Here is a 20,975-nt window from a genome sequence, read left to right on the forward strand (position 1 = left end):
ACATTCGAGACCAACGTTTCATTCACGCAAGGACCTGTCCGTGACCGCCAAGCCGAATATCCTGATCATCATGGTCGACCAGCTCAACGGGACGCTGTTCCCGGACGGTCCGGCGGACTGGCTGCATGCGCCCCACATGAAGGCGCTTGCCGCACGCTCGGCGCGGTTTCGCAACAACTACACCTCCTCGCCGCTCTGCGCCCCTGCCCGCGCCTCCTTCATGGCAGGCCAGCTGCCGAGCCGCACGCAGGTCTATGACAATGCGGCCGAATACATCTCCTCCATCCCGACCTTCGCGCATCACCTGCGCCGCGCCGGCTATTACACGGCACTGTCGGGCAAGATGCACTTCGTCGGGCCGGACCAGCTGCACGGTTTCGAGGAGCGGCTGACGACGGATATCTACCCGGCCGATTTCGGCTGGACGCCGGACTACCGCAAGCCGGGCGAGCGCATCGACTGGTGGTATCACAATATGGGTTCTGTGACGGGCGCGGGTGCGGCCGAGATCACCAACCAGATGGAATATGATGACGAGGTCGCCTTCCTCGCCAACCAGAAGCTCTATCAGCTCTCGCGCGAGAACGACGACGAGGCGCGGCGCCCCTGGTGCCTCACCGTTTCCTTCACCCATCCGCACGATCCCTATGTGGCGCGCAAGAAATTCTGGGACCTCTACGAGGACTGCGAACACCTCCTGCCCGAGGTCGGCATGCTGGAGGAACAGGATCCGCATTCGGCCCGCATCCTGCATTCCTGCGACTACGCCAAGTTCGCCATCACGGGCGAGCATGTCCGCCGCTCGCGCCAGGCCTATTTCGCCAACATCTCCTATCTCGACGAAAAGGTCGGCGAACTCGTCGATACGCTGACGCGCACGCGCATGCTGGACCGCACCCTGATCCTGTTCTGCTCGGACCATGGCGACATGCTGGGCGAGCGCGGCCTGTGGTTCAAGATGAACTTCTTCGAGGGCTCGGCCCGCGTGCCTTTGATGATATCAGGTCCCGGCGTGGCGCCCGGCCTGCATCTTGCCCCCTCGTCCAATCTCGACGTGACGCCAACGCTCTGCGACCTCGCCGGCATTTCCATGGACGCGGTGATGCCGTGGACGGATGGTGAGAGCCTGCTGCCTGTCATCAACGGCGCGGAGCGCACGACGCCCGTGCTGATGGAATATGCCGCCGAAGCCTCCTATGCGCCCATTGTCGGCATCCGCGAGGGCAAGTGGAAATACATTCATTGCGAGCTCGATCCCGAGCAGCTCTACGACCTGGAAGCCGATCCGCACGAACTCAACAATCTCGCGGCATCAGAGGACAGCGTCGTCAAGGCGACGCTCGACGCCTTCCGGCAGATGCGCGAGGCGCGCTGGGACATGGCCGCCTTCGACGCGGCCGTGCGCGAAAGCCAGGCGCGGCGCTGGGTGGTCTATGAGGCGCTGCGCAACGGCAGCTATTATCCCTGGGATCACCAGCCGCTGCAAAAGGCATCCGAACGCTATATGCGCAACCACATGAACCTCGACAATCTCGAGGAATCCAAACGCTACCCGCGGGGAGAATGACATGAGAGCCCAACCGAAAGCCTCGCACTTCATTGATGGCGAATATGTCGAGGATGCCGCCGGCACGCCCTTCGAGAGCATCTATCCCGCCACCGGCGAGGTGATCGCCAGGCTGCATGCGGCAACGCCCGCCATCGTCGAGAAGGCCATTGCGTCGGCCAAGCGCGCCCAGAAGGAATGGGCTGCGATGAGCCCGACGGCGCGCGGCCGCATTCTCAAGCGCGCCGCCGAGATCATGCGCGAGAGGAACCGCGCGCTTTCCGAACTCGAAACGCTCGACACCGGCAAGCCGATCCAGGAAACCATCGTCGCCGATCCGACCTCGGGTGCGGATGCCTTCGAATTCTTCGGCGGCATCGCGGCGGCAGGCCTGAACGGCGATTACATCCCGCTCGGCCAGGACTTCGCCTTCACCAAGCGCGTTCCGCTCGGCGTGTGCGTGGGCATCGGCGCCTGGAACTATCCACAGCAGATCGCCTGCTGGAAGGGCGCGCCGGCGCTCGTCTGCGGTAATGCCATGGTCTTCAAGCCTTCGGAAAACACGCCGCTCGGTGCGCTGAAGATCGCGGAGATCCTCATCGAGGCAGGCCTGCCGAAGGGTCTCTACAACGTCATCCAGGGCGACCGTTCGACGGGGCCGCTGCTCGTCAACCACCCTGATGTCGCCAAGGTCTCGCTGACCGGCTCCGTGCCGACCGGCAAGAAGGTGGCCGGGGCTGCGGCCTCCGACCTCAAGCACGTGACGATGGAGCTCGGCGGCAAGTCGCCGCTCATCGTCTTCGACGATGCCGACCTCGAAAGCGCCATTGGCGGTGCGATGCTCGGCAATTTCTACTCGACCGGCCAGGTCTGCTCGAACGGCACCCGCGTCTTCGTGCAGAAGGGCATCAAGGACAGCTTCTTGTCCCGCCTGAAGGAGCGCACGGAGAAGATCGTCATTGGCGATCCCCTGGACGAAGCGACCCAGCTCGGCCCGATGGTCTCGAAGGCCCAGCGTGACAAGGTTCTCGACTATATCGGGAAGGGCAAGGCCGAAGGCGCGACGCTCCTGACCGGCGGCGGCATTCCGAACGACGTTTCGGCCGAAGGCACCTACATCCAGCCGACCGTCTTCGCCGACGTCACGGATGACATGACCATCGCGCGCGAGGAAATCTTCGGGCCGGTCATGTGCGTGCTCGACTTCGACAGCGAAGACGAGGTGATCGCTCGCGGCAACGCCACCGAATTCGGCCTGTCCGGCGGCGTCTTCACGTCCGACATCACCCGCGCCCACCGTGTCGTCGACCAGCTGGAGGCCGGCACGCTGTGGATCAACACCTACAACCTCGCCCCCGTGGAAATCCCCTTCGGCGGCTCCAAACAATCCGGCTTCGGGCGGGAGAATTCGCTCGCAGCGCTGGAGCACTATTCCGAGCTGAAGACAGTCTACGTGTCCATGGGCAAGGTCGACTCGCCGTATTGAGGTAGCAGATCTCCCTTCATCCGCCCTTCGGGCACCTTCTCCCCATGGGGAGAAGGTGGCGGCAACCGGATGAGGGGCTTGCCGAATGCAAGAATTCTAGGGGCTCAACCATGCAGAACGCAGATTACATCATCATCGGCTCAGGCTCGGCCGGTTCGGCCATTGCCTACCGGCTTTCGGAAGATGGCAAGCATACGGTCATGGTGCTGGAATACGGCGGCTCGGATATCGGGCCGTTCATCCAGATGCCGGCGGCGCTGGCGTGGCCGATGAGCATGAAGCGCTATAACTGGGGCTATCTCTCCGAGCCCGAGCCCAACCTCAACAACCGGCGCATCACCGCGCCGCGCGGCAAGGTCATGGGCGGGTCGTCCTCCATCAACGGGCTGGTCTATGTGCGTGGCCATGCGGAGGACTTCAACCGCTGGGAAGAGCTGGGAGCCCGCGGCTGGGCCTATGCGGACGTGCTGCCCTACTACAAGCGCCTGGAGACCTCGCACGGCGGCGAGAGCGGCTGGCGCGGCACAGACGGGCCGCTGCACGTTCAGCGCGGTCCCATGACAAACCCGCTGTTCCACGCCTTCATCCAGGCGGGCCAGCAGGCCGGCTTCGAGATGACCGAGGATTACAACGGCTCCAAGCAGGAGGGCTTCGGCCTGATGGAGCAGACGATCCACAACGGCCGGCGCTGGTCGGCGGCCAATGCCTATCTGCGGCCCGCCATGAAACGGCCGAACGTTTCGCTGGTGCGGTGCTTCGCGCGCAAGATCGTCATCGAGAACGGCCGCGCCGTCGGCGTCGAGATCGAGCGTGGCGGCGTGGTCGAGGTGGTGCGGGCCAACAAGGAGGTCATCGTCTCGGCCTCCTCCTTCAACTCGCCCAAGCTGCTCATGCTCTCCGGCATCGGCCCGGCGCAGCACCTGAAGGATATGGGCATCGAGGTGAGGGTCGACCGGCCGGGCGTCGGCGCCAATCTTCAGGACCATATGGAGTTCTATTTCCAGCAGATTTCCACCAAGCCGGTTTCGCTCTATTCCTGGCTGCCATGGTTCTGGCAGGGCGTGGCGGGCGCGCAGTGGCTATTGTCCAAGGGCGGGCTCGGTGCCTCCAACCAGTTCGAGGCCTGTGCCTTCCTGCGCTCGGCGCCGGGGCTGAAGCAGCCGGACATCCAGTATCACTTCCTGCCGGTCGCCATCTCCTATGACGGCAAGGCGGCGGCCAAGAGCCACGGCTTCCAGGTGCATGTCGGCTACAACCTGTCGAAATCGCGTGGCAACGTGACGCTCAGGTCCGCCGATCCGATGGCCGATCCGGTCATCCGCTTCAACTATATGAGCCACGAGGAAGACTGGGCGAAGTTCCGCCACTGCGTGCGCCTGACCCGGGAGATCTTCGGCCAGAAGGCCTTCGACGAATTCCGCGGCCCGGAAATCCAGCCCGGTGCGGCCATCGAGACCGACGAGCAGATCGACGCCTTCCTGCGCGAGCATCTGGAAAGCGCCTATCATCCCTGCGGCACCTGCCGGATGGGCGAGGCAAGCGACCCGATGGCGGTGGTCGACCCGGAAACCCGCGTCATCGGCGTCGACGGTCTGCGCGTGGCCGACAGCTCAATCTTCCCGCATGTGACCTACGGCAACCTCAACGCCCCGTCGATCATGACCGGCGAAAAGGCGGCTGATCACATCCTCGGCCGCCAGCCGCTCGCCCGTTCCAACCAGGAACCCTGGGTCAACCCCCGCGCGGCGGTCAGCGACCGGTAAAGGCCGCGTCGGGGGGGACCAGATGCGGGAAAATTTGTTCTCGCGTCTTGTCCCCTGTGTGACGGACGTGACAGTGTGCCGCCATGTCGCGATATTACAGCAAATCGAAACTCCTGCGCCGCGGCCGCGCGATGTGGGGTTCCTATCAGGTTTGGCGCATGCGCCTGGTGTTCTGGCTGGGCGCTCTGGCTATCGGGGCCGTCAGCGTCGGCTTTGCACGGCTTGCCGATGTCGCCCAACATCTTTTCAGCACCGCGCGCACGGCCGGGGAATGGACCTTCCTGCTGCCGCTCTTCATCACGCCGCTCGGCTTCGTGCTTTGCGCCTGGCTGGCCATGCAGTTCTTTCCGAACGCACAGGGCAGCGGCATTCCGCAGGCGATCGCCGCGCGGCATCTGCATGATCGTGAAGACCGCGCGCGGCTGCTCAATCTCAAACTCGCCGTCGGCAAGATCGTGCTGACGATCACTGGGCTCTTGTCGGGCGCCTCCATCGGTCGCGAAGGGCCGACTGTTCAGGTCGGTGCCTCGATCATGCTGCAGGCGGCGCGGTGGGGCGGCGTCGAGCAGGCCCGTGGGCTGATTCTCGCCGGTTCGGCGGCGGGCATTGCGGCAGCGTTCAACACGCCGCTCGCCGGCATCGTTTTCGCCATTGAGGAAATGAGTCGCAGCTACGAATCGCGCACCAATGGCGCGGTGCTGACCGCGGTGATCCTCGCCGGCATCGCCGCGCTCGGCCTCAACGGCAATTATACCTATTTCGGCGGCGCACCATCCACCACACTGCACGCCTCCGATTGGTGGATGGTCGTGATCTGCGGCATCGGCGGGGGCCTTATCGGGGCGATCTTCAGCACGGCGGCGCTGCGCGGCGCGCGGCGCATCAAACGCTGGGCGCAGCCTGACGTCCGCCGCCGCATGCTGATGCTCGCCGGCGCAAGCGGGCTTGCCATCGCGCTGCTCGGCATCCTGTCTTCCGGTGCGACCTTCGGCACGGGCTACGAACAGGCACGCGCAGCCGTGGAAGGCACGGCCCCCTCGCCCTTCTTCTTCCTTGAGAAGCTCGCCGCCACCTTCATTTCCATGATGTCGGGTATTCCCGGTGGCATTTTTGCCCCCTCGCTTTCCGTCGGCGCCGGTTTCGGCAGCACCGTGGCAACCTTGCTGGGCGCCAGCATATCGCTGGGCGCGCTCGTCGGCATGGCCGGCTATTTCGCCGGCGTGGTCCAGGCGCCCATGACGGCCTTCGTCATCATCCTGGAAATGTCGGACAGCCGGGAGAGCGTCATCGCGTTGATGGCCGCCTCCATGCTCGGTTACATCGCCGCACGGTTCATCTCATCCGAGCCGCTGTATCACGGTCTGTCTCGCGCCTTCATTGCCGACTCGATCCGCGCCAACCGGGCAAACCAGCGGGCCGATGTCGAGCGGGCACCCGCACGTTGACGGCCGCATCCTCATCGCAGGCCCAACTATAGTCTCGCGCAACCATAATTTTCTACTATTTATGTAGAATATAAAGAAATAAAGCGCTTTCCGAGGCGGTGCGGCAGTATTTCTTCTCTTCTTGGCGAATGGAGAGATATTTGCTCCTGCGCCGACTTTTGAGAAACCTGTTTTGCTGTCTCGGCGCCCCTGCTCCTGCGATAATCCGTCAACTCTTCGCAAAGGCATGGACGCAATGACTGCTCTCACCGGAAACGGGACCGCGCAGGCCCTTAATGACAAACTTGCAAGCCTCGACCTTGCCGGGCGGCTTGCGCTGGTCGCCGAGCTGGGCGGCCGCGCCGTGTTCACCACCAGCCTCGGCATCGAGGATCAGGTCATCACCGCGGTAGTCGGCACCGAACGGCTTGCCATCGATGTCGTGACGCTGGAGACCGGGCGTCTCTTCAAGGAAACCGTCGATCTCATCGACGAGACCGAGGGCCAGTACGGCATCACCATCGCCCGCTACGTTCCCGCCCAGGACGATATCGACGCCTATGCGGCGAAGTATGGTCTCAACGGCTTCTACGAGAGCGTCGAAGCCCGCCACGCCTGTTGCGGCGTGCGCAAGCTGAAGCCGCTTGCGCGCGCACTCGAAGGGGCATCCTTCTGGATCACCGGCCTGCGCCGCGGCCAGTCCGGCAACCGCGCGGACACGCCCTTCGCCGAATTCGATGCCGATCGCAATCTCATCAAGATCAATCCGCTGGCGGATTGGGACATCGACCGCATCAAGGCTTATGTCGCCGACAACGCCGTGCCGGTGAACCCGATGCACAACCGCGGCTATCCCTCCATCGGCTGCGAGCCCTGTACGCGCGCCATCAAGCCCGGCGAGCCCGAGCGTGCCGGCCGCTGGTGGTGGGAAAACGACGAGAAGCGCGAATGCGGCCTGCACGTCCACGAGGCCACCGCATCCACCATCCCGGCCCCGAGCGCCGCCTGACAGACACCCGCCCTCCCAAGGCGCCCCATCCGGAGTTTAGAATTTCCATGTCCGACATCCGTAACGAGGCGGAAGCGAAGCAGAACGCAACGCACAAGCCGCCGCTCGATCCGCACCTCAAGGCGCTGGAAAACGAAGCGATTCATATCTTCCGCGAGGTCGCTGCCGAATTCGAGCGCCCCGTCATGCTCTATTCCATCGGAAAAGACAGTTCCGTCCTGCTGCATCTGGCGCGCAAGGCCTTCTATCCCGGCCGCGTGCCCTTCCCGCTGCTGCACGTCAACACCGGCTGGAAGTTCGCCGAGATGATCGCCTTCCGCGACAACATCGTGAAGGAATACGATCTCGACCTGATCGAGCACATCAATCCGCGCGGCGCGGCCGAGAACGTCACGCCTTTCACCCATGGTTCGGCGCTCTATACCGACATCATGAAGACGGAATCGTTGCGCCAGGCGCTGGATGCCGGCAAATACGATGCCGCCTTTGGCGGTGCGCGCCGCGACGAGGAAGCCTCGCGCGCCAAGGAGCGCATCTACTCGTTCCGTACGCCCGATCATCGCTGGGATCCACGCAACCAGCGCCCGGAACTCTGGAATGTCTATAACGGCATGATCCGGCAGGGCGAAAGCGTGCGCGCCTTCCCGCTCTCCAACTGGACCGAGGTCGATATCTGGCGCTACATCCAGGCCGAGGACATCCCGATCGTCCCGCTCTACTTCGCGAAGAAGCGCCCCTATGTGGAGCGCGACGGCATGATGATCATGGCCGAGGATCCCCGCATGGAACTGCTGCCGGGCGAAGCGCGCCAGGAAGGCGTCATCCGCTTCCGCACGCTCGGCTGCTTCCCGCTGACCGGCGCCATCCGCTCCAACGCCACCACGCTCGACGACATCATTGCCGAGCTGGAGACGGCCACCGTCTCCGAACGCCAGGGTCGCGCGATCGACCGCGACCAGTCCGGCTCCATGGAAAAGAAGAAACGCGAAGGGTATTTCTGAGATGACCGTTTCCGCCACCGCAACCGCCGAAGCGCTTCCGCTCGAAGCGCCGGTCGCTGAACAGGCCCGCGCGATCCGCGATTCCCGCCCGCTTCGCCTCATCACCTGTGGCTCGGTCGACGACGGCAAGTCGACGCTGATCGGCCGCCTGCTCTGGGACACCAAGGCCGTCAAGGAAGACCAGGCCGCGACGCTGCACCGCGACAGCGGCAAGCAGAACGATCTTGGCCTGCCCGATTTCGCGCTGCTGCTGGACGGTCTCCAGGCCGAGCGTGAACAGGGCATCACCATCGACGTGGCCTATCGCTACTTCTCGACGGACCGTCGCTCGTTCATCGTCGCCGACACCCCCGGCCACGAACAATATACTCGCAACATGGCCACCGGCGCCTCCACGGCGGACCTTGCTGTGCTCTTGGTCGATGCCCGCGCCGGCATTATCGAGCAGACCCGTCGTCACGCCACCATCGCCTCGCTGATGGGCATCCGGCAGTTCGTGCTCGCGGTCAACAAGATCGACCTGACGAACTACGACCGCGCCCGCTTCCTGGAAATCGTGCACGATTTCAAGGAATTCGCGCTCACGCTCGGGGTCAAGCAGATCACCGCCATCCCGATGTCGGCGCTGAAGGGCGAGAACGTCGTCTATGACGGCCGCGCCGCCATGCCCTGGTACGACGGCCCGACGCTCGTCGAGACGCTGGAAAAGGCCACGACCCGTTCCAACCAGACGGTCGGCTTCCGCCTGCCGGTGCAGCGCGTCTCGCGCCCGGGCGAAAGCTTCCGCGGCTATCAGGGCACGGTCGCCGGCGGTTCGGTGAAGCCGGGCGATTCCGTGGTCATCCTGCCGTCCGGTATGGTCGCAAACGTCACCAAGATCGTGACCTTCGACCTCGTGCGCAACGCGGCCGTCGCGGGCGATGCCATCACGCTCGTGCTCGACCGGCAGGTCGACGTGTCGCGGGGCGACATGATCGTGGCCATCGACAGCCAGCCGATGACCGGCCGCGGCTTCGACGCCCAGATCGTGGCACTGCAGCCCGACGGCATCGAGCCGGGCAAGCGCTACTGGCTGAAGAGTGGTTCGCGCCGCCAGCGCGTGCTCATCGAGCCGGTGAGCCAGCTCGACCTGAAGACCTCGAAGTGGGGCACCGCCGAACGTCTCGGCATGAACGCCATCGGCAAGGTTCATCTCACCTTCGACGAACAGGCGATCTTCGACACCTATGAGCAGAACCGCACGACCGGCGCCTTCATCCTGATAGACCCCGACACCAACAACACGGTGGCCGGCGGCATGATCACGGGGCGGCGCTCCGAACTGGGCGGCATCCACAAGGACGACCAGCGCGTGCTGCTCTCCCTGCCCGCAGACCTCGCCGAAAAGATCATGGCCAGCGAACTCTTCGCAAGCCGCCGCCAGGATGTGGACATTCGCCACACCACCGTCGGCCGCGCCGCGGAAATCCTTGGCGATCTGGACGAATAGTCCGGCATCGCATGGCGATACGAAAGCGGCGCCCCTCGGGCGCCGCTTTTCGTTTTGGCCGTTGCCACATATGGCATCTAAAAAGAAAGGCACCCTTCGCCAGCAAGCCTGGTTCGAGGGTGCCTTACATGATCCGGAATGGCCTGCCGCCTTGCAGGCAGCCGATCCGAAAATCCTCAGAAGAAGAAGTACCAGATCAGCAGGACTGCGAAGAGCGGAACGCCCATCAACCAGAGAATAAAAGCGCGAGCCATGGTTGTTTCCTTTCCTTTATTGCGTTGAACAGGAAATGCGCGTTGCGCGATTTTGTTCCACCAGCGGTGGGTACCAGTGCTTGCAAAGGCCAGCCACGCACGCCGGCATTCCCGTCTCGTGACACGCGTGAGCCATACCGCGCGAAAGGCGCAAACGCCCTCCCCGGCCTGCAGTCCGAGGCTTCGCGAAAAAAATCCCGCGGCGTCCCGGGGCTTTCCCCAACATCGCGGATTTTTTTGAACTTTTCCGCTTGTCGAACGGCTGAGCCTGTTCTATAGAGGCGCCGCTGGTCACGGAGTGTAGCGCAGTCTGGTAGCGCACCACGTTCGGGACGTGGGGGTCGAGTGTTCGAATCACTCCACTCCGACCAGCTGAAACCGCTAGAAGATCAGGCGGTTGAATGTTTCCCGAAACCCTTTCGAGATTGCGATGATAGCCGCGGCGGTTGCCGAGGTTTTCCCGGATTGTTATCGTGCGGCGAACGCATGAATCGGGAGCGTGGATGACGCGTCAGACGATAGCGACCGCACTGCTTTGCGTTTCGGCGGCCGGTATCGGTCTTGCCCTGCTCGCCTTCGTGATCGGCCTCTTCCCTTGGAGCCTGGCGCTGCTGGCGGTCATCGGGCTGGTGACGGCCAGCCATCTCTTTGCCAAGCGTTGACGACCGCGCCGCATTCAATGCCCTCACCGTAAATGGATTGCCAATATGCTGAAAGTGATTGCCCAGGACTTCATCAAGCCCGAGGCGCTGGAGATCGTTCGCCCGCTTTACCAGGAGCTGGTTGCGCTGACGCGGCAGGAGCCGCTTTGCATCAGCTACGACCTGCATGTCGACCAAAAGGATCCCGGCCATTTCGTCTTCATCGAAACCTGGCCAGACCGCGCCGCGCTGGACGCCCATTGCGCGACGGAACACTTCCGGCGGCTGGTGCCGCAGATCAATGCCCATCAGCGCGCCGAATGCACCTTTATCCTGATGGACGATTTCTGAGACGTCGGTTCCCTACGGTTCGGGCCATGACGCCGCTTGGCGCCCGGCCGGCGGTTGCATCCCACTGTTGCAAATCCGCACGTATCCCGCCCCATGTCCGGGGATGACCACAAACTTGGCGCGGGAGTGATTCCCCTTTTGCGAGCACTGCGCTATGGCGAAATCAGGGGCCCGTCCCGAGTCACCGGGAACGGCTGAACGAAGTCCAAGGAAATGGCACATATGAACTCCCGCATCGCACTCCTGGCAGGCCTGGCGCTTGCCCTTACCGCATGCACCACCGTCAGCGTTCCGACGAACCCGCTGCAAGCGCGCTGGAACGGCAAGACCGCCGGCAGCTTCTTCGCGGCTTATGGCCCGCCGCTTTCCGACACGAGCGCGGGCGGCACGACGCTCTACAAGTGGCGCGGCGGATTCTCGAAGGGCCGGTCCTGCTCCGTCGAGCTGACCGTGAACGACGCCTACCGCATCACCAATATCCGCGCGATCGCCGATCGCGTCGATCCGAAGGGCGGCCCGAGCCACTGCGAGACCGTGCTCGACGCCGCGCAGAAATGATGGGCGGCTGACACAGCAGAGATGACAAGGCCATGCGGTGACGCATGGCCTTTTTTCATGGAGGAAGACATGGAAGACCGCCTTTACCACGACCCTGCCCTTGCCGATTTCTACGATCTCGAAAACGGCTGGGACCGGTCCGAGGACTTCACCTTCTGCCAGGCGCTCGCCGCCGAGGCCGACAGCGTGCTGGACCTTGGCTGCGGCACGGGGGAACTGGCGGTCGCGCTGTCCGGCAACAGGATGGTCGTCGGGGTCGACCCGGCACCCGCCATGCTGGAAATCGCACGCGCCAAGCCGGGTGCGGCGCGTGTCGAATTCATCGAGGGAGATGCGCGCACGCTGCGGCTTGGGCGGCGCTTCGCGCTGGTCATGCTGACGGGGCACGCCTTCCAGGTGTTCCTCACGCAGGAGGATCGGCGTGCCGCGCTCGCCACCATCGCCGCGCATCTGGCCCCCGGCGGCCGCTTCATCTTCGACAGCCGCGAGCCCGCCTGCCGGGAATGGGAGGAATGGGGCCCGGACGAATCGCGACGCCGCCTCGCGCATCCCCGGTTCGGCGCCGTGCAGGCGTGGAACGATGCGGCTTTCGACGACGAGACCGGCGTCGTGACCTATGAAACGCATTACGAGATCGAGCAGACCGGCCAGCGCCTGTCCGCCGCCTCGCGCATCGCTTTTCCAACCAGGGAAGAGCTGGAGAGGCTGATTGTCGAAGCCGGTCTGCGGGTCGAGCGCTGGTACGGCGACTGGCAGGGCACGGCCTGGACGCCGGGCGCGCGGGAGCTCATACCGCTCGGCACGCTTGCCTGACGCCCCGGCATCCGTCAGACGGAGCGCGTCAACCCGCCATCGACGCGGATGTTCTGGCCGGTGATGTAACCGGCACCCTCCGAAGCAAGGAAGGCGACGGTCGCGGCAATCTCCTCGCTGGTGCCGTAGCGCTTCATCGGCACGCTCTCGCGCCGCTCCTCTGTGCCCGGCAGACTGTCGATCCAGCCCGGCAAGACATTGTTGATGCGGATATTGTCGGCCGCATAGGTGTCAGCGAAGATCTTCGTATAGGCGGCAAGCCCGGCGCGGAAGACGGCTGAGGTCGGGAACATCGACGACGGCTCGAAGGCCCAGGCAGTGGAGATATTGACGATCGATCCGGACTTCTGCGCCTTCATGACGGGCGCGACCAGCCGCACGGGCCGCACGACGTTCATGAGATAGACGTCCATGCCCTTGTGCCAGTCCTCGTCGGTGATGGCTGTGATCTCGGCGCGGGGGCCATGGCCCGCGCTGTTGACCAGCACGTCGATGCGGCCGAAGGTCGAGACGGCAAGGTCGATGAGCCGCTTGAGATCGTCGTTGGACTGGTTGGACCCGGTGACGCCTATACCGCCCAGTTCGGCGGCCAGCGCCTCGCCCTTGCCGGAAGAAGACAGGATGGCCACCTTGAAGCCATCTGCCGCCAGCCGCCGTGCCGAGGCCGCGCCCATGCCGCTGCCACCGGCAGTAATCACCGCTACCTTGTTCTCGCTCATGCCTGTCTCCCGTCTTCGAATGAGAACCGTTGATAGCATCTTCCGCCCTCGCGCGCGAAGCACCTTCCGTCGCCGGCCTGCCGCAAATGCGATTTTCAAAGCCGCTTGGCCACCGGCGCCGATGCGACTATCAATCGAAAAACCGAGCGCCCCTGCCATGGAGCATGACAGATCGTGACGACGCCAGAAGACGCGCCCGCAGCGCGAGCGAGCCGGGCAACCCGCATCACCCTGCTGTGCCGCGGCGCCACCGCTGCCAACCGGCAGGCGCGGTTCTCAGCCGGTGATAGCCTCCTGCCGAAGGAGCCGGCCCGCGCGGCGGCGCTTGCCAAGAGCTTGCGGCCCTTCGACCGGGTGTTCTGCGCGCCGGAAGCTTGTGCGGCCGAAACGGCAGCGGCCTTTTCCGCCGCACCGATCCCCTGCCCGGCGCTGCGCGATCTCGATTATGGTTCATGGAACGGACAGACCGCAGACGAGATCGCGGGACGCTTTCCAGACGCGCTGCGACACTGGACGGCCGATCCGGCTGCGGCACCGCATGGCGGAGAAAGCTTCGAGACGGCGGCCACACGCGCCACGGGCTGGCTCGACGGCCTGCATGGCACGGGCGGGCGCGTCCTTGCCGTGACGCACGGCATCCTGCTCAAGCTGGTTTTCGCGCATGTCGTGGGCGCACCGCTGGCGGCGGTCTGGCGCATCGATGTCGAGCCGCTCGGCTTTCTCGACCTGTCGAGCGATGGACGCCGCTGGGCGCTGCGCGGTTTCGGCGCGGGCCTGCCAGCGGCTGGTCACGACGACGGCGTTTGACGGCTCAGCCCGTCGCGGCGAGCGGCAAGAACGACACGACGGCGCCGGTCTCCGCGTGGCCGGGCGCGTCTTCATCCGCCGCTATGCCCTCCGCGCCCCTGTCGAGAACGGCGCGCCATTGCGAAATCAGTTCGAGATAGGAGCCGCCGCCGAAGCGCCGGGCCATCCTGTCCTGCTGGCGCAGCGTGATGCGTACGGTCGCACGGCTGAACCGATCCGTGTGGGAGAGGAAGGATTCCGGCTCCACCCGCCGCGCCAGGCCATCCAGCACCGCCTTGCGCAGGATGGGCAGGTCCGGGCGCGCGAACTGCGCGAACAGGTCCTGGAATCGCGCATGGTCGTCGATATCGAAATCGAGATCGCGGCCCATGCTGTCCATCACGGGATTGGGGGGATGCAGATAGCCGAGCGGCACATGGTATTTCGGGATCGGCGTGTTGGCCGAATGGGTACGCCGCGAGCGGATGAGGTGCGGCAGGAGATGGGTGTGCGGCCCCGGCGGCGAGACGCCGCCGGTATCCGGGCCGCCGATCTTCTGGAACACCTCGATGCGGCCGAGTCGGGTCAGCGCGACGCGGTGCGGATGCGCCTTCATGATGGCCGCCGTCGCCGGATTGTGCGGATCGAACAGGCTGCGGCCGATCTGCGCCCGCAGGATGGCAAGCAGCGCGGGATCGTCGGTGCGGATACAGAAATCGCTTTGCGGCAGGGCAAGGCCGAGATCGAAGAGGATGGCCGCCCGGTCCGTCACGCGCACGGCTTCCGTATCCGGGCCGAGTTCGGTCAGCGCCTTGCGACCGTTCATCGCCGCGTCTCGCTGCGGCAGGCACAGCGCCACACCATGACTCCAGCGCTGCGGCCGGCAGCTCAGCGCCTCGTAGGCGACGGGCACGATCTGCCCGACCGTATCGGCATCGAGCCGGATGGCGCCGCGCGGTGTGGCGCGTACGAAAAGCGACGGAGCATCGGCCTGCAGATACTCGCCCGGGTCCTGGTGGAATTCCGCAACGGCGCCATACGACCCCATGCTCCACCCTGCCCGCCGGTCGATGAGATGATCGATCAGGACATCCCTGATATCCGCCATGGTTTCCTCCTTCTCGAATGAACGCCGCGAACCCGGCTTCGGAAAGCGAGGCCGCGACATTGCATCGGTTTGGACCGCGCCGGCCGTCTAGAGGCGGCCGGCGCGGTACCGGTTTTTCAGGCGGCCTTGAGCAGGTCGCCGTGCGGGTCGAGCACGAACTTCGTCGCCGCGCCCTGGTCGAAGCTCTCGTAGCCCTGCACGGCATCGTCGAGCGAGATGATCTTCGCGTTGACGATATCGGCGATGGGCAGGCGGTCGTGCAGGATGGCCTGCATGAGCTGCCGGTTGTACTTGAGAACAGGCGTCTGGCCGGTGTGGAAGGACTGCGCCTTCGCCCAGCCGAGGCCGAAGCGCAGCGACAGGCTGCCCTGCTTGGCCGCGCTGTCGACAGCGCCCGGATCTTCCGTGACATAGAGGCCGGGAATGCCGATAGAGCCGGCGGCGCGGGTGATCTCCATCATCTGGTTCAGCACGATGGCCGGCTGCTCGCCGCCCGCATGGCCACGGGCCTCGAAGCCGACGGCGTCGATGGCGCTGTCCACCTCGTTCGTTCCAACGACCTCGGCGATCATGTCACCAAGGCGGTCGCTCTTGGAAAGGTCGATCGGCTCGAAGCCCACCCGGGCGGCGTGCGCCAGACGGTCCTTGTTGAAATCGCCGATCATCACGACCGCCGCGCCGAGAATGCGCGCGGATGCGGCCGCCGCAAGCCCGACCGGGCCGGCACCCGCCACATAGACTGTCGAGCCGACGCCGACACCGGCCTTCACCGCGCCGTGGAAGCCCGTCGGCAGGATGTCGGAGAGCATGGTGAGGTCGCGGATCTTCGACATGGCCTTGTCGCGATCCGGGAACTTCAACAGGTTGAAGTCGGCATAGGGGATCGTGACGTAGCGGGCCTGGCCGCCGATCCAGCCGCCCATGTCGACATAGCCATAGGCACCGCCCGCCCGCGACGGATTGACGGTGAGGCACACACCGGTGTCCTGCGACTTGCAGCAACGGCAGCGCCCGCAGGCCACGTTGAACGGCACCGAGACGATGTCGCCGATCTGCAGCATCTCGACGTCGATACCCTTCTCGATGACCTCGCCGGTGATCTCGTGGCCGAGGACGAGGCCGGGCATGGCCGTCGTGCGGCCGCGCACCATGTGCTGGTCGGAGCCGCAGATATTCGTCGAGATCACCTTGAGGATCACGCCGTGTTCGATACGGCGGCCGTCGGGGGCCTCCAGCTTCGGGTCGTCGATGTCGCGGACCTCGACCTTGCCGGGTCGCATATAGACGACGCCTCTGTTCCTGCTCATGTCTGTCTCCTCCTGGGTTTTGCCTCGTCCGGCCCGCCTAGCGCGCGCCGGATCCTCTCGGAACGATCGCGCAGGCCAACGGGCGGAGCGCGGAACGTCGCTCGACGAAGGATGGAGAGGAGAAGGAAACGGGCCTTTCGAGAGGACGCCGTTCACCTCTCGATCGCCCACCGCAATCGGCCGAGTCATCGTTTCAGGGCTGGTTTCCGGGCTTCGGAACTGTCCTTTCGGACGCTGCCGGCACCTTCCCGGCCGACTGGCCAGTGGTGTTTGCCGGAGCTTTCGTTCCGCTACCGTTGCGGGGGCAGCACCGGCATTCGACCGGCTTCCCAATTATCCGTCCCGACATGGTGGGGACGGCACCCTGTACGCACACAGCAAACCATCTGGCGGGCCAAAGGACCCTCGGGAATACGACATCGACGGCACCCCGAACGACATGCCGTTGAAGGACATCCCAAGGCTCAGAAATCCCAGTCGTCGTCCTCAGTCGCGACCGCTTTGCCGATGACATAGGACGAACCGGAGCCGGAGAAGAAGTCGTGGTTTTCATCGGCATTCGGCGACAGCGCCGAGAGGATCGCCGGATTGACCTTGCAGGCTTCCGGCGGGAACAGCGCCTCGTAGCCGAGGTTCATCAGCGCCTTGTTGCCATTGTAGTGCAGGAACTTCTTGACGTCCTCGCTGAGGCCGACGCCGTCATAGAGCTCTTCGGTATAGCGGGCCTCATTGTCATAGAGCTCCAGCAGCAGATCGAAGGCAAAGTCCTTGATTTCCTGCTGCTTGTCAGCGCTCAAGCGCTCGACGGCGCGCTGGAACTTGTAGCCGATATAATAGCCGTGCACGGCCTCGTCGCGGATGATGAGGCGAATCATGTCGGCGGTGTTGGTGAGCTTGGCGCGGCTCGACCAGTACATCGGCAGATAGAAGCCGGAATAGAACAGGAAGCTTTCCAGGAAGACTGAGGCGACCTTCTTCTTCAAGGGATCGCCGGAACCGTACTGCTCCATGATCAGCGCCGATTTCCGTTGCAGGAACTCGTTTTCCTCCGACCAGCGATAGGCGTCGTCCACATCGGGCGTCAGGCAGAGCGTCGAGAAGATCGAGGAATAGGAGCGCGCGTGCACAGCCTCCATGAAGGAGATGTTGGAAAGAACCGCTTCCTCATGCGGCGTGGCCGAATCCTCCATCAGCCTGACGGAGCCGACGCCGTTCTGGATCGTGTCGAGCAGGGTAAGCCCGGTGAAGACGCGGATGGTGAGCTTCTGCTCTTCCGGCTTCAGCGTCGCCCAGGAGGGAATGTCGTTGGACAACGGCACCTTTTCCGGCAGCCAGAAATTGCCGGTCAGGCGGTTCCAGACCTCCAGGTCCTTGTCGTCCTCGATGCGGTTCCAGTTGATGGCGCGCACGGCGGCGGCAGCCTTTGGCGCCTTGGTCTTCACTTGGATATTCATGGTCTTCCCCGAAATCACAGCGCGCACGAGACACAGCCCTGCACTTCCGTGCCGGACAGGGCCATCTGGCGAAGGCGGATGTAGTAGATGGTCTTGATGCCCTTCTTCCAGGCGTAGATCTGCGCCCGGTTGATGTCGCGTGTCGTCGCGGTGTCGCGGAAGAACAGCGTCAGCGACAGGCCCTGATCGACATGCTGGGTGGCCGCCGCATAGGTGTCGATGATTTTCTCCGGGCCGATCTCATAGGCGTCCTGATAGTAATCCAAGTTGTCGTTCGTCATGAAGGCGGCGGGATAGTAGACGCGGCCGATCTTACCTTCCTTGCGGATCTCGATCTTTGAAACGATCGGATGGATCGAGGAGGTCGAGTGGTTGATATAGGAGATCGAACCGGTCGGCGGCACGGCCTGGAGGTTCTGGTTGTAGAGCCCGCCTTCCATGACGGCCGACTTCAGTTCCTGCCAGTCTCCCTGCGTCGGGATGTGGATGCCGGCCTCTTCGAAGATGCCGCGCACCTTTTCCGTCGCGGGCAGCCATTCCTGCTCGGTATATTTGTCGAAATACTCGCCCGAAGCATATTTCGAGTTCTCGAAGCCCTTGAAGCTCACGCCCTTCTCGACAGCCAGCCGGTTGGAGGCGCGGATGGCGTGAAAGGTCACCGTGTAGAAATAGATATTGGTGAAATCGACGCCTTCTTCCGAACCGTAAAAGATGCGCTCGCGGGCGAGATAGCCATGCAGGTTCATCTGGCCGAGCCCGATGGCGTGGCTGTCGTCGTTGCCCTTCTCGACGGAGGGAACGGACGAGATGTGGCTCATCTCGGAAACGGCCGTCAGCGCGCGGATCGACGTCTCGATGGTCCGGCCGAAATCCGGTGAATCCATCGCAGAGGCAATGTTGAGCGAGCCGAGATTGCAGGAGATGTCCTTGCCCATCCTCGCATAGGAGAGGTCGGCGTTGAACTCGCTCGGCTCGCTTACCTGCAGAATTTCCGAGCAGAGATTGCTCATGGAGATGCGGCCGGCAATGGGATTGGCGCGGTTCACCGTGTCCTCGAACATGATGTAGGGATAGCCGCTTTCGAACTGGATCTCGGCGATGATCTGGAAGAAGTCGCGCGCTTTGATCTTCTTCTTCTTGATGCGGCTGTCCTCGACCATCTCACGGTATTTTTCGGTGACCGAAATCTCGGAAAAGGCGACGCCGTAGACGCGCTCCACGTCATGCGGCGAGAAGAGGTACATATCCTCGTTGTTCTTCGCCAGTTCGAAGGTGATGTCGGGGATGACCACGCCGAGCGACAGCGTCTTGATGCGGATCTTCTCGTCGGCATTCTCGCGCTTGGTATCGAGGAAGCGCATGATGTCAGGGTGATGGGCGTTGAGATAGACGGCGCCGGCCCCCTGCCGCGCACCGAGCTGGTTGGCATAGGAGAACGAGTCCTCCAGCAGCTTCATGACCGGGATGACGCCGGAAGACTGGTTCTCGATCTGCTTGATCGGCGCGCCCATCTCGCGAAGGTTGGTGAGCGAGAGCGCGACCCCGCCACCGCGCTTGGAAAGCTGGAGCGCCGAGTTGATCGAGCGGCCGATACTTTCCATGTTGTCTTCGATGCGCAGCAGGAAGCACGAGACGAGCTCGCCGCGCTGCTTCTTGCCGGCATTGAGGAAGGTCGGCGTCGCCGGCTGGAAGCGGCCGGAAATGATTTCGTCGACGAGATCGCGGGCAAGCTGCTCGTTGCCGCGGGCCAGCGCCAGCGCCACCATGCAGACGCGGTCCTCGTAGCGCTCCAGGTAGCGTTTTCCGTCGAAGGTCTTCAGCGTGTAGGAGGTGTAGTACTTGAAGGCACCCAGGAAGGTCGGGAAACGGAACTTCTTGTCATAGGCGTGGTCGAAGAGATCGCGCACGAAATTGAACGAATACTGGTCGAGCACGTCCTGCTCGTAATAGCCCTCCGTCACCAGATAATCGAGCTTCTCCCGCAGGTTATGGAAGAACACCGTGTTCTGGTTGACGTGCTGGAGGAAATATTGCTTGGCCGCCTGCCGATCCTTGTCGAGCTGGATCTTCCCCTCTTCATCGTAGAGGTTCAGCATGGCGTTGAGCGCGTGATAGTCCAGCGCCGTGATTTCCGGCACCTTTGCCGGCTTGTCTATCGTCATCGTGTCCAAAATCGTTCCAGCCCTTGTCTGACGTTGTCGACATCCTCATCCGTTCCGAGCAGTTCGAAACGGTAGAGGTACGGCACGGCGCATTTCGCGGAGACGATGTTGCCTGCGAGAGCGTATCCGGTGCCGAAATTGGTGTTCCCGGCCGCGATAACGCCGCGGATCAGGCTTCGATTGTGCGGATCGTTCAGAAAGCGGATCACCGGCTTCGGCACCGCTCCCTTCTCCCCGCCGCCGCCATAGGTCGGCGAGACCAGCACGAAGGGCTCCCGCGCCCTTGGCGGCTCGTCCGTCGCATCGACCGGCAGGCGGAAGGCCGCGACGCCGAGTTTCTCGACGAAGCGTCGGGTGTTCTCCGACCGGCTGGAAAAATAGACGAGCCCGCCCATCGGCCGGCTCAGGCGAGCGCGCTGATCATGTCCGGGCGGAAGCCGGCCCAATGCTGCTCGCCGGCGATGACGACGGGAACCTGGCGATAACCGAGACCCTGCACCAGTGCGAAAGCATCGGCATCCTCGGAGACATCGACGACGCTGTAATCGATGCCCTGGCGATCGAGCGCGCGGGTGGTCGCGGTGCACTGGACGCAGGCGGGCTTGGAATAGACGATGATGGACATGGGCTTTCCTCGTTTTTCAATCAGGCATGGGGAAGCGATCGGCCATCCGCCGATGACCGTTCGATATATTGCAGAGACATGGACGACCGCCCGCGGACGACCGGTTAAGGGGCGTCCGCCTACACGCGCGGAGAAACTGTAAACAAGATCGACATGACTTCACCCCGAGACATTTTCAGCAGGGTGCACAGGGAGACGCGGGGCGAGATCATTCGCAACCCATCGCTCGCCATCCGGACACCCCGCCCGTGGACGTTCATGCACGAGGCAGGTCTCCTGGCTCGCGGGTCGACACGGTCGTCCGTCTTCCCAAGGCATTAGCGCCTCAGTGACATCATCGGATGAACGCTCACCGCTTACAGTTGCGGGGGCAGCCCCGGACAATGCGGCCATCATGGCCGCCCCGGGTTCCCGTCTTAGCCCTCGACACTTTCGAATCGAAGGAACCTCGAACACAAGATATAGTAGACGAGGTAAAA

At 63.8% G+C, this 20,975-nt stretch carries 19 protein-coding genes, 1 tRNA gene and 2 riboswitches; of the genes, 13 read left to right on the top strand and 7 right to left on the bottom strand.

What is annotated here, in order from left to right; all coding sequences use genetic code 11:
* The first annotated feature begins 40 nt into the window (after window positions 1–40).
* The 12 genes from betC (at window position 41) to MKI86_RS04055 (ending at window position 12,335) form a co-directional block, all read left to right on the top strand.
* A complete protein-coding gene (betC, locus tag MKI86_RS04000; protein WP_256465726.1) occupies window positions 41–1,567 on the top strand; it encodes a choline-sulfatase in 1,527 nt (508 codons plus the stop codon).
* Window position 1,568: 1 nt separating this feature from the next.
* Window positions 1,569–3,032 carry a betaine-aldehyde dehydrogenase gene (betB, locus tag MKI86_RS04005; protein WP_241597595.1) on the top strand — a complete coding sequence of 488 codons (1,464 nt, stop codon included), beginning with the start codon at window positions 1,569–1,571 and terminating at the stop codon, window positions 3,030–3,032.
* A gap of 110 nt (window positions 3,033–3,142) precedes the next feature.
* Entirely contained in the window at window positions 3,143–4,795 is a 1,653-nt protein-coding gene (gene betA / locus MKI86_RS04010; RefSeq protein ID WP_241597611.1) for a choline dehydrogenase, read from the top strand.
* 83 nt (window positions 4,796–4,878) lie between these two features.
* On the top strand, window positions 4,879–6,240 hold the full coding sequence (locus MKI86_RS04015; protein WP_241597614.1) for a chloride channel protein: 1,362 nt from the start codon (window positions 4,879–4,881) through the stop codon (window positions 6,238–6,240).
* 235 nt (window positions 6,241–6,475) lie between these two features.
* Window positions 6,476–7,228, top strand: a complete 753-nt coding sequence (locus tag MKI86_RS04020; protein ID WP_241597617.1) for a phosphoadenylyl-sulfate reductase — start codon at window positions 6,476–6,478, stop codon at window positions 7,226–7,228.
* Window positions 7,229–7,275: 47 nt separating this feature from the next.
* Window positions 7,276–8,229, top strand: coding sequence for a sulfate adenylyltransferase subunit CysD (gene cysD, locus MKI86_RS04025; protein ID WP_241597620.1), 954 nt, complete (start codon window positions 7,276–7,278; stop codon window positions 8,227–8,229).
* A 1-nt stretch (window position 8,230) separates the two neighbouring features.
* The gene (gene cysN / locus MKI86_RS04030) at window positions 8,231–9,718 is read left to right on the top strand and encodes a sulfate adenylyltransferase subunit CysN (protein ID WP_241597623.1); all 1,488 of its coding nucleotides are present in this window, start codon (window positions 8,231–8,233) and stop codon (window positions 9,716–9,718) included.
* A 548-nt stretch (window positions 9,719–10,266) separates the two neighbouring features.
* A tRNA-Pro gene (locus tag MKI86_RS04035) sits at window positions 10,267–10,343 on the top strand.
* A gap of 132 nt (window positions 10,344–10,475) precedes the next feature.
* Window positions 10,476–10,634 carry a hypothetical protein gene (locus MKI86_RS04040; RefSeq protein ID WP_241597627.1) on the top strand — a complete coding sequence of 53 codons (159 nt, stop codon included), beginning with the start codon at window positions 10,476–10,478 and terminating at the stop codon, window positions 10,632–10,634.
* A gap of 45 nt (window positions 10,635–10,679) precedes the next feature.
* Complete coding sequence (locus MKI86_RS04045) at window positions 10,680–10,964, top strand: putative quinol monooxygenase (RefSeq protein WP_241597630.1); 285 nt, start codon at window positions 10,680–10,682, stop codon at window positions 10,962–10,964.
* A gap of 222 nt (window positions 10,965–11,186) precedes the next feature.
* A complete protein-coding gene (locus MKI86_RS04050; RefSeq protein ID WP_241597634.1) occupies window positions 11,187–11,522 on the top strand; it encodes a hypothetical protein in 336 nt (111 codons plus the stop codon).
* Window positions 11,523–11,591: 69 nt separating this feature from the next.
* Complete coding sequence (locus tag MKI86_RS04055) at window positions 11,592–12,335, top strand: class I SAM-dependent methyltransferase (protein ID WP_241597637.1); 744 nt, start codon at window positions 11,592–11,594, stop codon at window positions 12,333–12,335.
* A 14-nt stretch (window positions 12,336–12,349) separates the two neighbouring features.
* On the opposite strand, the gene MKI86_RS04060 is transcribed toward MKI86_RS04055, so the two are convergent.
* Window positions 12,350–13,054: an SDR family oxidoreductase gene (locus MKI86_RS04060; protein ID WP_241597640.1), complete on the bottom strand. Its 705-nt coding sequence runs from the start codon at window positions 13,052–13,054 to the stop codon at window positions 12,350–12,352.
* A gap of 174 nt (window positions 13,055–13,228) precedes the next feature.
* On the opposite strand from MKI86_RS04060, the gene MKI86_RS04065 reads away from it, so the two are divergent.
* The gene (locus MKI86_RS04065; protein WP_241597643.1) at window positions 13,229–13,861 is read left to right on the top strand and encodes a histidine phosphatase family protein; all 633 of its coding nucleotides are present in this window, start codon (window positions 13,229–13,231) and stop codon (window positions 13,859–13,861) included.
* Between the two features lie 4 nt (window positions 13,862–13,865).
* Here MKI86_RS04065 and MKI86_RS04070 read toward each other — a convergent pair whose 3' ends face one another.
* The 6 genes from MKI86_RS04070 to nrdH all read right to left on the bottom strand — a co-directional run bounded on the left by MKI86_RS04070 (window position 13,866) and on the right by nrdH (window position 20,496).
* Window positions 13,866–14,948 (bottom strand): DUF6925 family protein, encoded by a 1,083-nt coding sequence (locus MKI86_RS04070; RefSeq protein WP_241597646.1) that lies wholly within the window; start codon window positions 14,946–14,948, stop codon window positions 13,866–13,868.
* Between the two features lie 116 nt (window positions 14,949–15,064).
* Window positions 15,065–16,255 carry a formaldehyde dehydrogenase, glutathione-independent gene (gene fdhA / locus MKI86_RS04075; protein WP_241597648.1) on the bottom strand — a complete coding sequence of 397 codons (1,191 nt, stop codon included), beginning with the start codon at window positions 16,253–16,255 and terminating at the stop codon, window positions 15,065–15,067.
* A gap of 180 nt (window positions 16,256–16,435) precedes the next feature.
* A riboswitch (cobalamin riboswitch) is annotated at window positions 16,436–16,637 on the bottom strand.
* An 82-nt stretch (window positions 16,638–16,719) separates the two neighbouring features.
* Complete coding sequence (nrdF, locus tag MKI86_RS04080) at window positions 16,720–17,709, bottom strand: class 1b ribonucleoside-diphosphate reductase subunit beta (RefSeq protein ID WP_241597650.1); 990 nt, start codon at window positions 17,707–17,709, stop codon at window positions 16,720–16,722.
* 14 nt (window positions 17,710–17,723) lie between these two features.
* On the bottom strand, window positions 17,724–19,871 hold the full coding sequence (gene nrdE / locus MKI86_RS04085; RefSeq protein WP_241597652.1) for a class 1b ribonucleoside-diphosphate reductase subunit alpha: 2,148 nt from the start codon (window positions 19,869–19,871) through the stop codon (window positions 17,724–17,726).
* Entirely contained in the window at window positions 19,868–20,266 is a 399-nt protein-coding gene (gene nrdI, locus MKI86_RS04090) for a class Ib ribonucleoside-diphosphate reductase assembly flavoprotein NrdI (RefSeq protein WP_241597666.1), read from the bottom strand. Before nrdI ends, nrdE begins: the two co-directional genes overlap by 4 nt.
* 8 nt (window positions 20,267–20,274) lie before the next feature.
* Window positions 20,275–20,496, bottom strand: coding sequence for a glutaredoxin-like protein NrdH (gene nrdH, locus MKI86_RS04095; protein WP_241597668.1), 222 nt, complete (start codon window positions 20,494–20,496; stop codon window positions 20,275–20,277).
* Window positions 20,497–20,745: 249 nt separating this feature from the next.
* Window positions 20,746–20,962, bottom strand: a riboswitch (cobalamin riboswitch).
* Window positions 20,963–20,975 lie beyond the last annotated feature (13 nt).

It is taken from the genome of Shinella sedimenti (assembly GCF_022601905.1).
GTDB lineage: Bacteria > Pseudomonadota > Alphaproteobacteria > Rhizobiales > Rhizobiaceae > Shinella > Shinella sedimenti.

Coding starts and splice junctions, on each gene's coding strand:
- betB (WP_241597595.1), top strand. CDS start 1,569: ATGAGAGCCCAACCGAAAGCCTCGCACTTCATTGATGGCGAATATGTC.
- betA (WP_241597611.1), top strand. CDS start 3,143: ATGCAGAACGCAGATTACATCATCATCGGCTCAGGCTCGGCCGGTTCG.
- MKI86_RS04015 (WP_241597614.1), top strand. CDS start 4,879: ATGTCGCGATATTACAGCAAATCGAAACTCCTGCGCCGCGGCCGCGCG.
- MKI86_RS04020 (WP_241597617.1), top strand. CDS start 6,476: ATGACTGCTCTCACCGGAAACGGGACCGCGCAGGCCCTTAATGACAAA.
- cysD (WP_241597620.1), top strand. CDS start 7,276: ATGTCCGACATCCGTAACGAGGCGGAAGCGAAGCAGAACGCAACGCAC.
- cysN (WP_241597623.1), top strand. CDS start 8,231: ATGACCGTTTCCGCCACCGCAACCGCCGAAGCGCTTCCGCTCGAAGCG.
- MKI86_RS04040 (WP_241597627.1), top strand. CDS start 10,476: ATGACGCGTCAGACGATAGCGACCGCACTGCTTTGCGTTTCGGCGGCC.
- MKI86_RS04045 (WP_241597630.1), top strand. CDS start 10,680: ATGCTGAAAGTGATTGCCCAGGACTTCATCAAGCCCGAGGCGCTGGAG.
- MKI86_RS04050 (WP_241597634.1), top strand. CDS start 11,187: ATGAACTCCCGCATCGCACTCCTGGCAGGCCTGGCGCTTGCCCTTACC.
- MKI86_RS04055 (WP_241597637.1), top strand. CDS start 11,592: ATGGAAGACCGCCTTTACCACGACCCTGCCCTTGCCGATTTCTACGAT.
- MKI86_RS04060 (WP_241597640.1), bottom strand. CDS start 13,054: ATGAGCGAGAACAAGGTAGCGGTGATTACTGCCGGTGGCAGCGGCATG.
- MKI86_RS04070 (WP_241597646.1), bottom strand. CDS start 14,948: ATGGCGGATATCAGGGATGTCCTGATCGATCATCTCATCGACCGGCGG.
- fdhA (WP_241597648.1), bottom strand. CDS start 16,255: ATGAGCAGGAACAGAGGCGTCGTCTATATGCGACCCGGCAAGGTCGAG.
- nrdF (WP_241597650.1), bottom strand. CDS start 17,709: ATGAATATCCAAGTGAAGACCAAGGCGCCAAAGGCTGCCGCCGCCGTG.
- nrdE (WP_241597652.1), bottom strand. CDS start 19,871: ATGACGATAGACAAGCCGGCAAAGGTGCCGGAAATCACGGCGCTGGAC.
- nrdI (WP_241597666.1), bottom strand. CDS start 20,266: ATGGGCGGGCTCGTCTATTTTTCCAGCCGGTCGGAGAACACCCGACGC.
- nrdH (WP_241597668.1), bottom strand. CDS start 20,496: ATGTCCATCATCGTCTATTCCAAGCCCGCCTGCGTCCAGTGCACCGCG.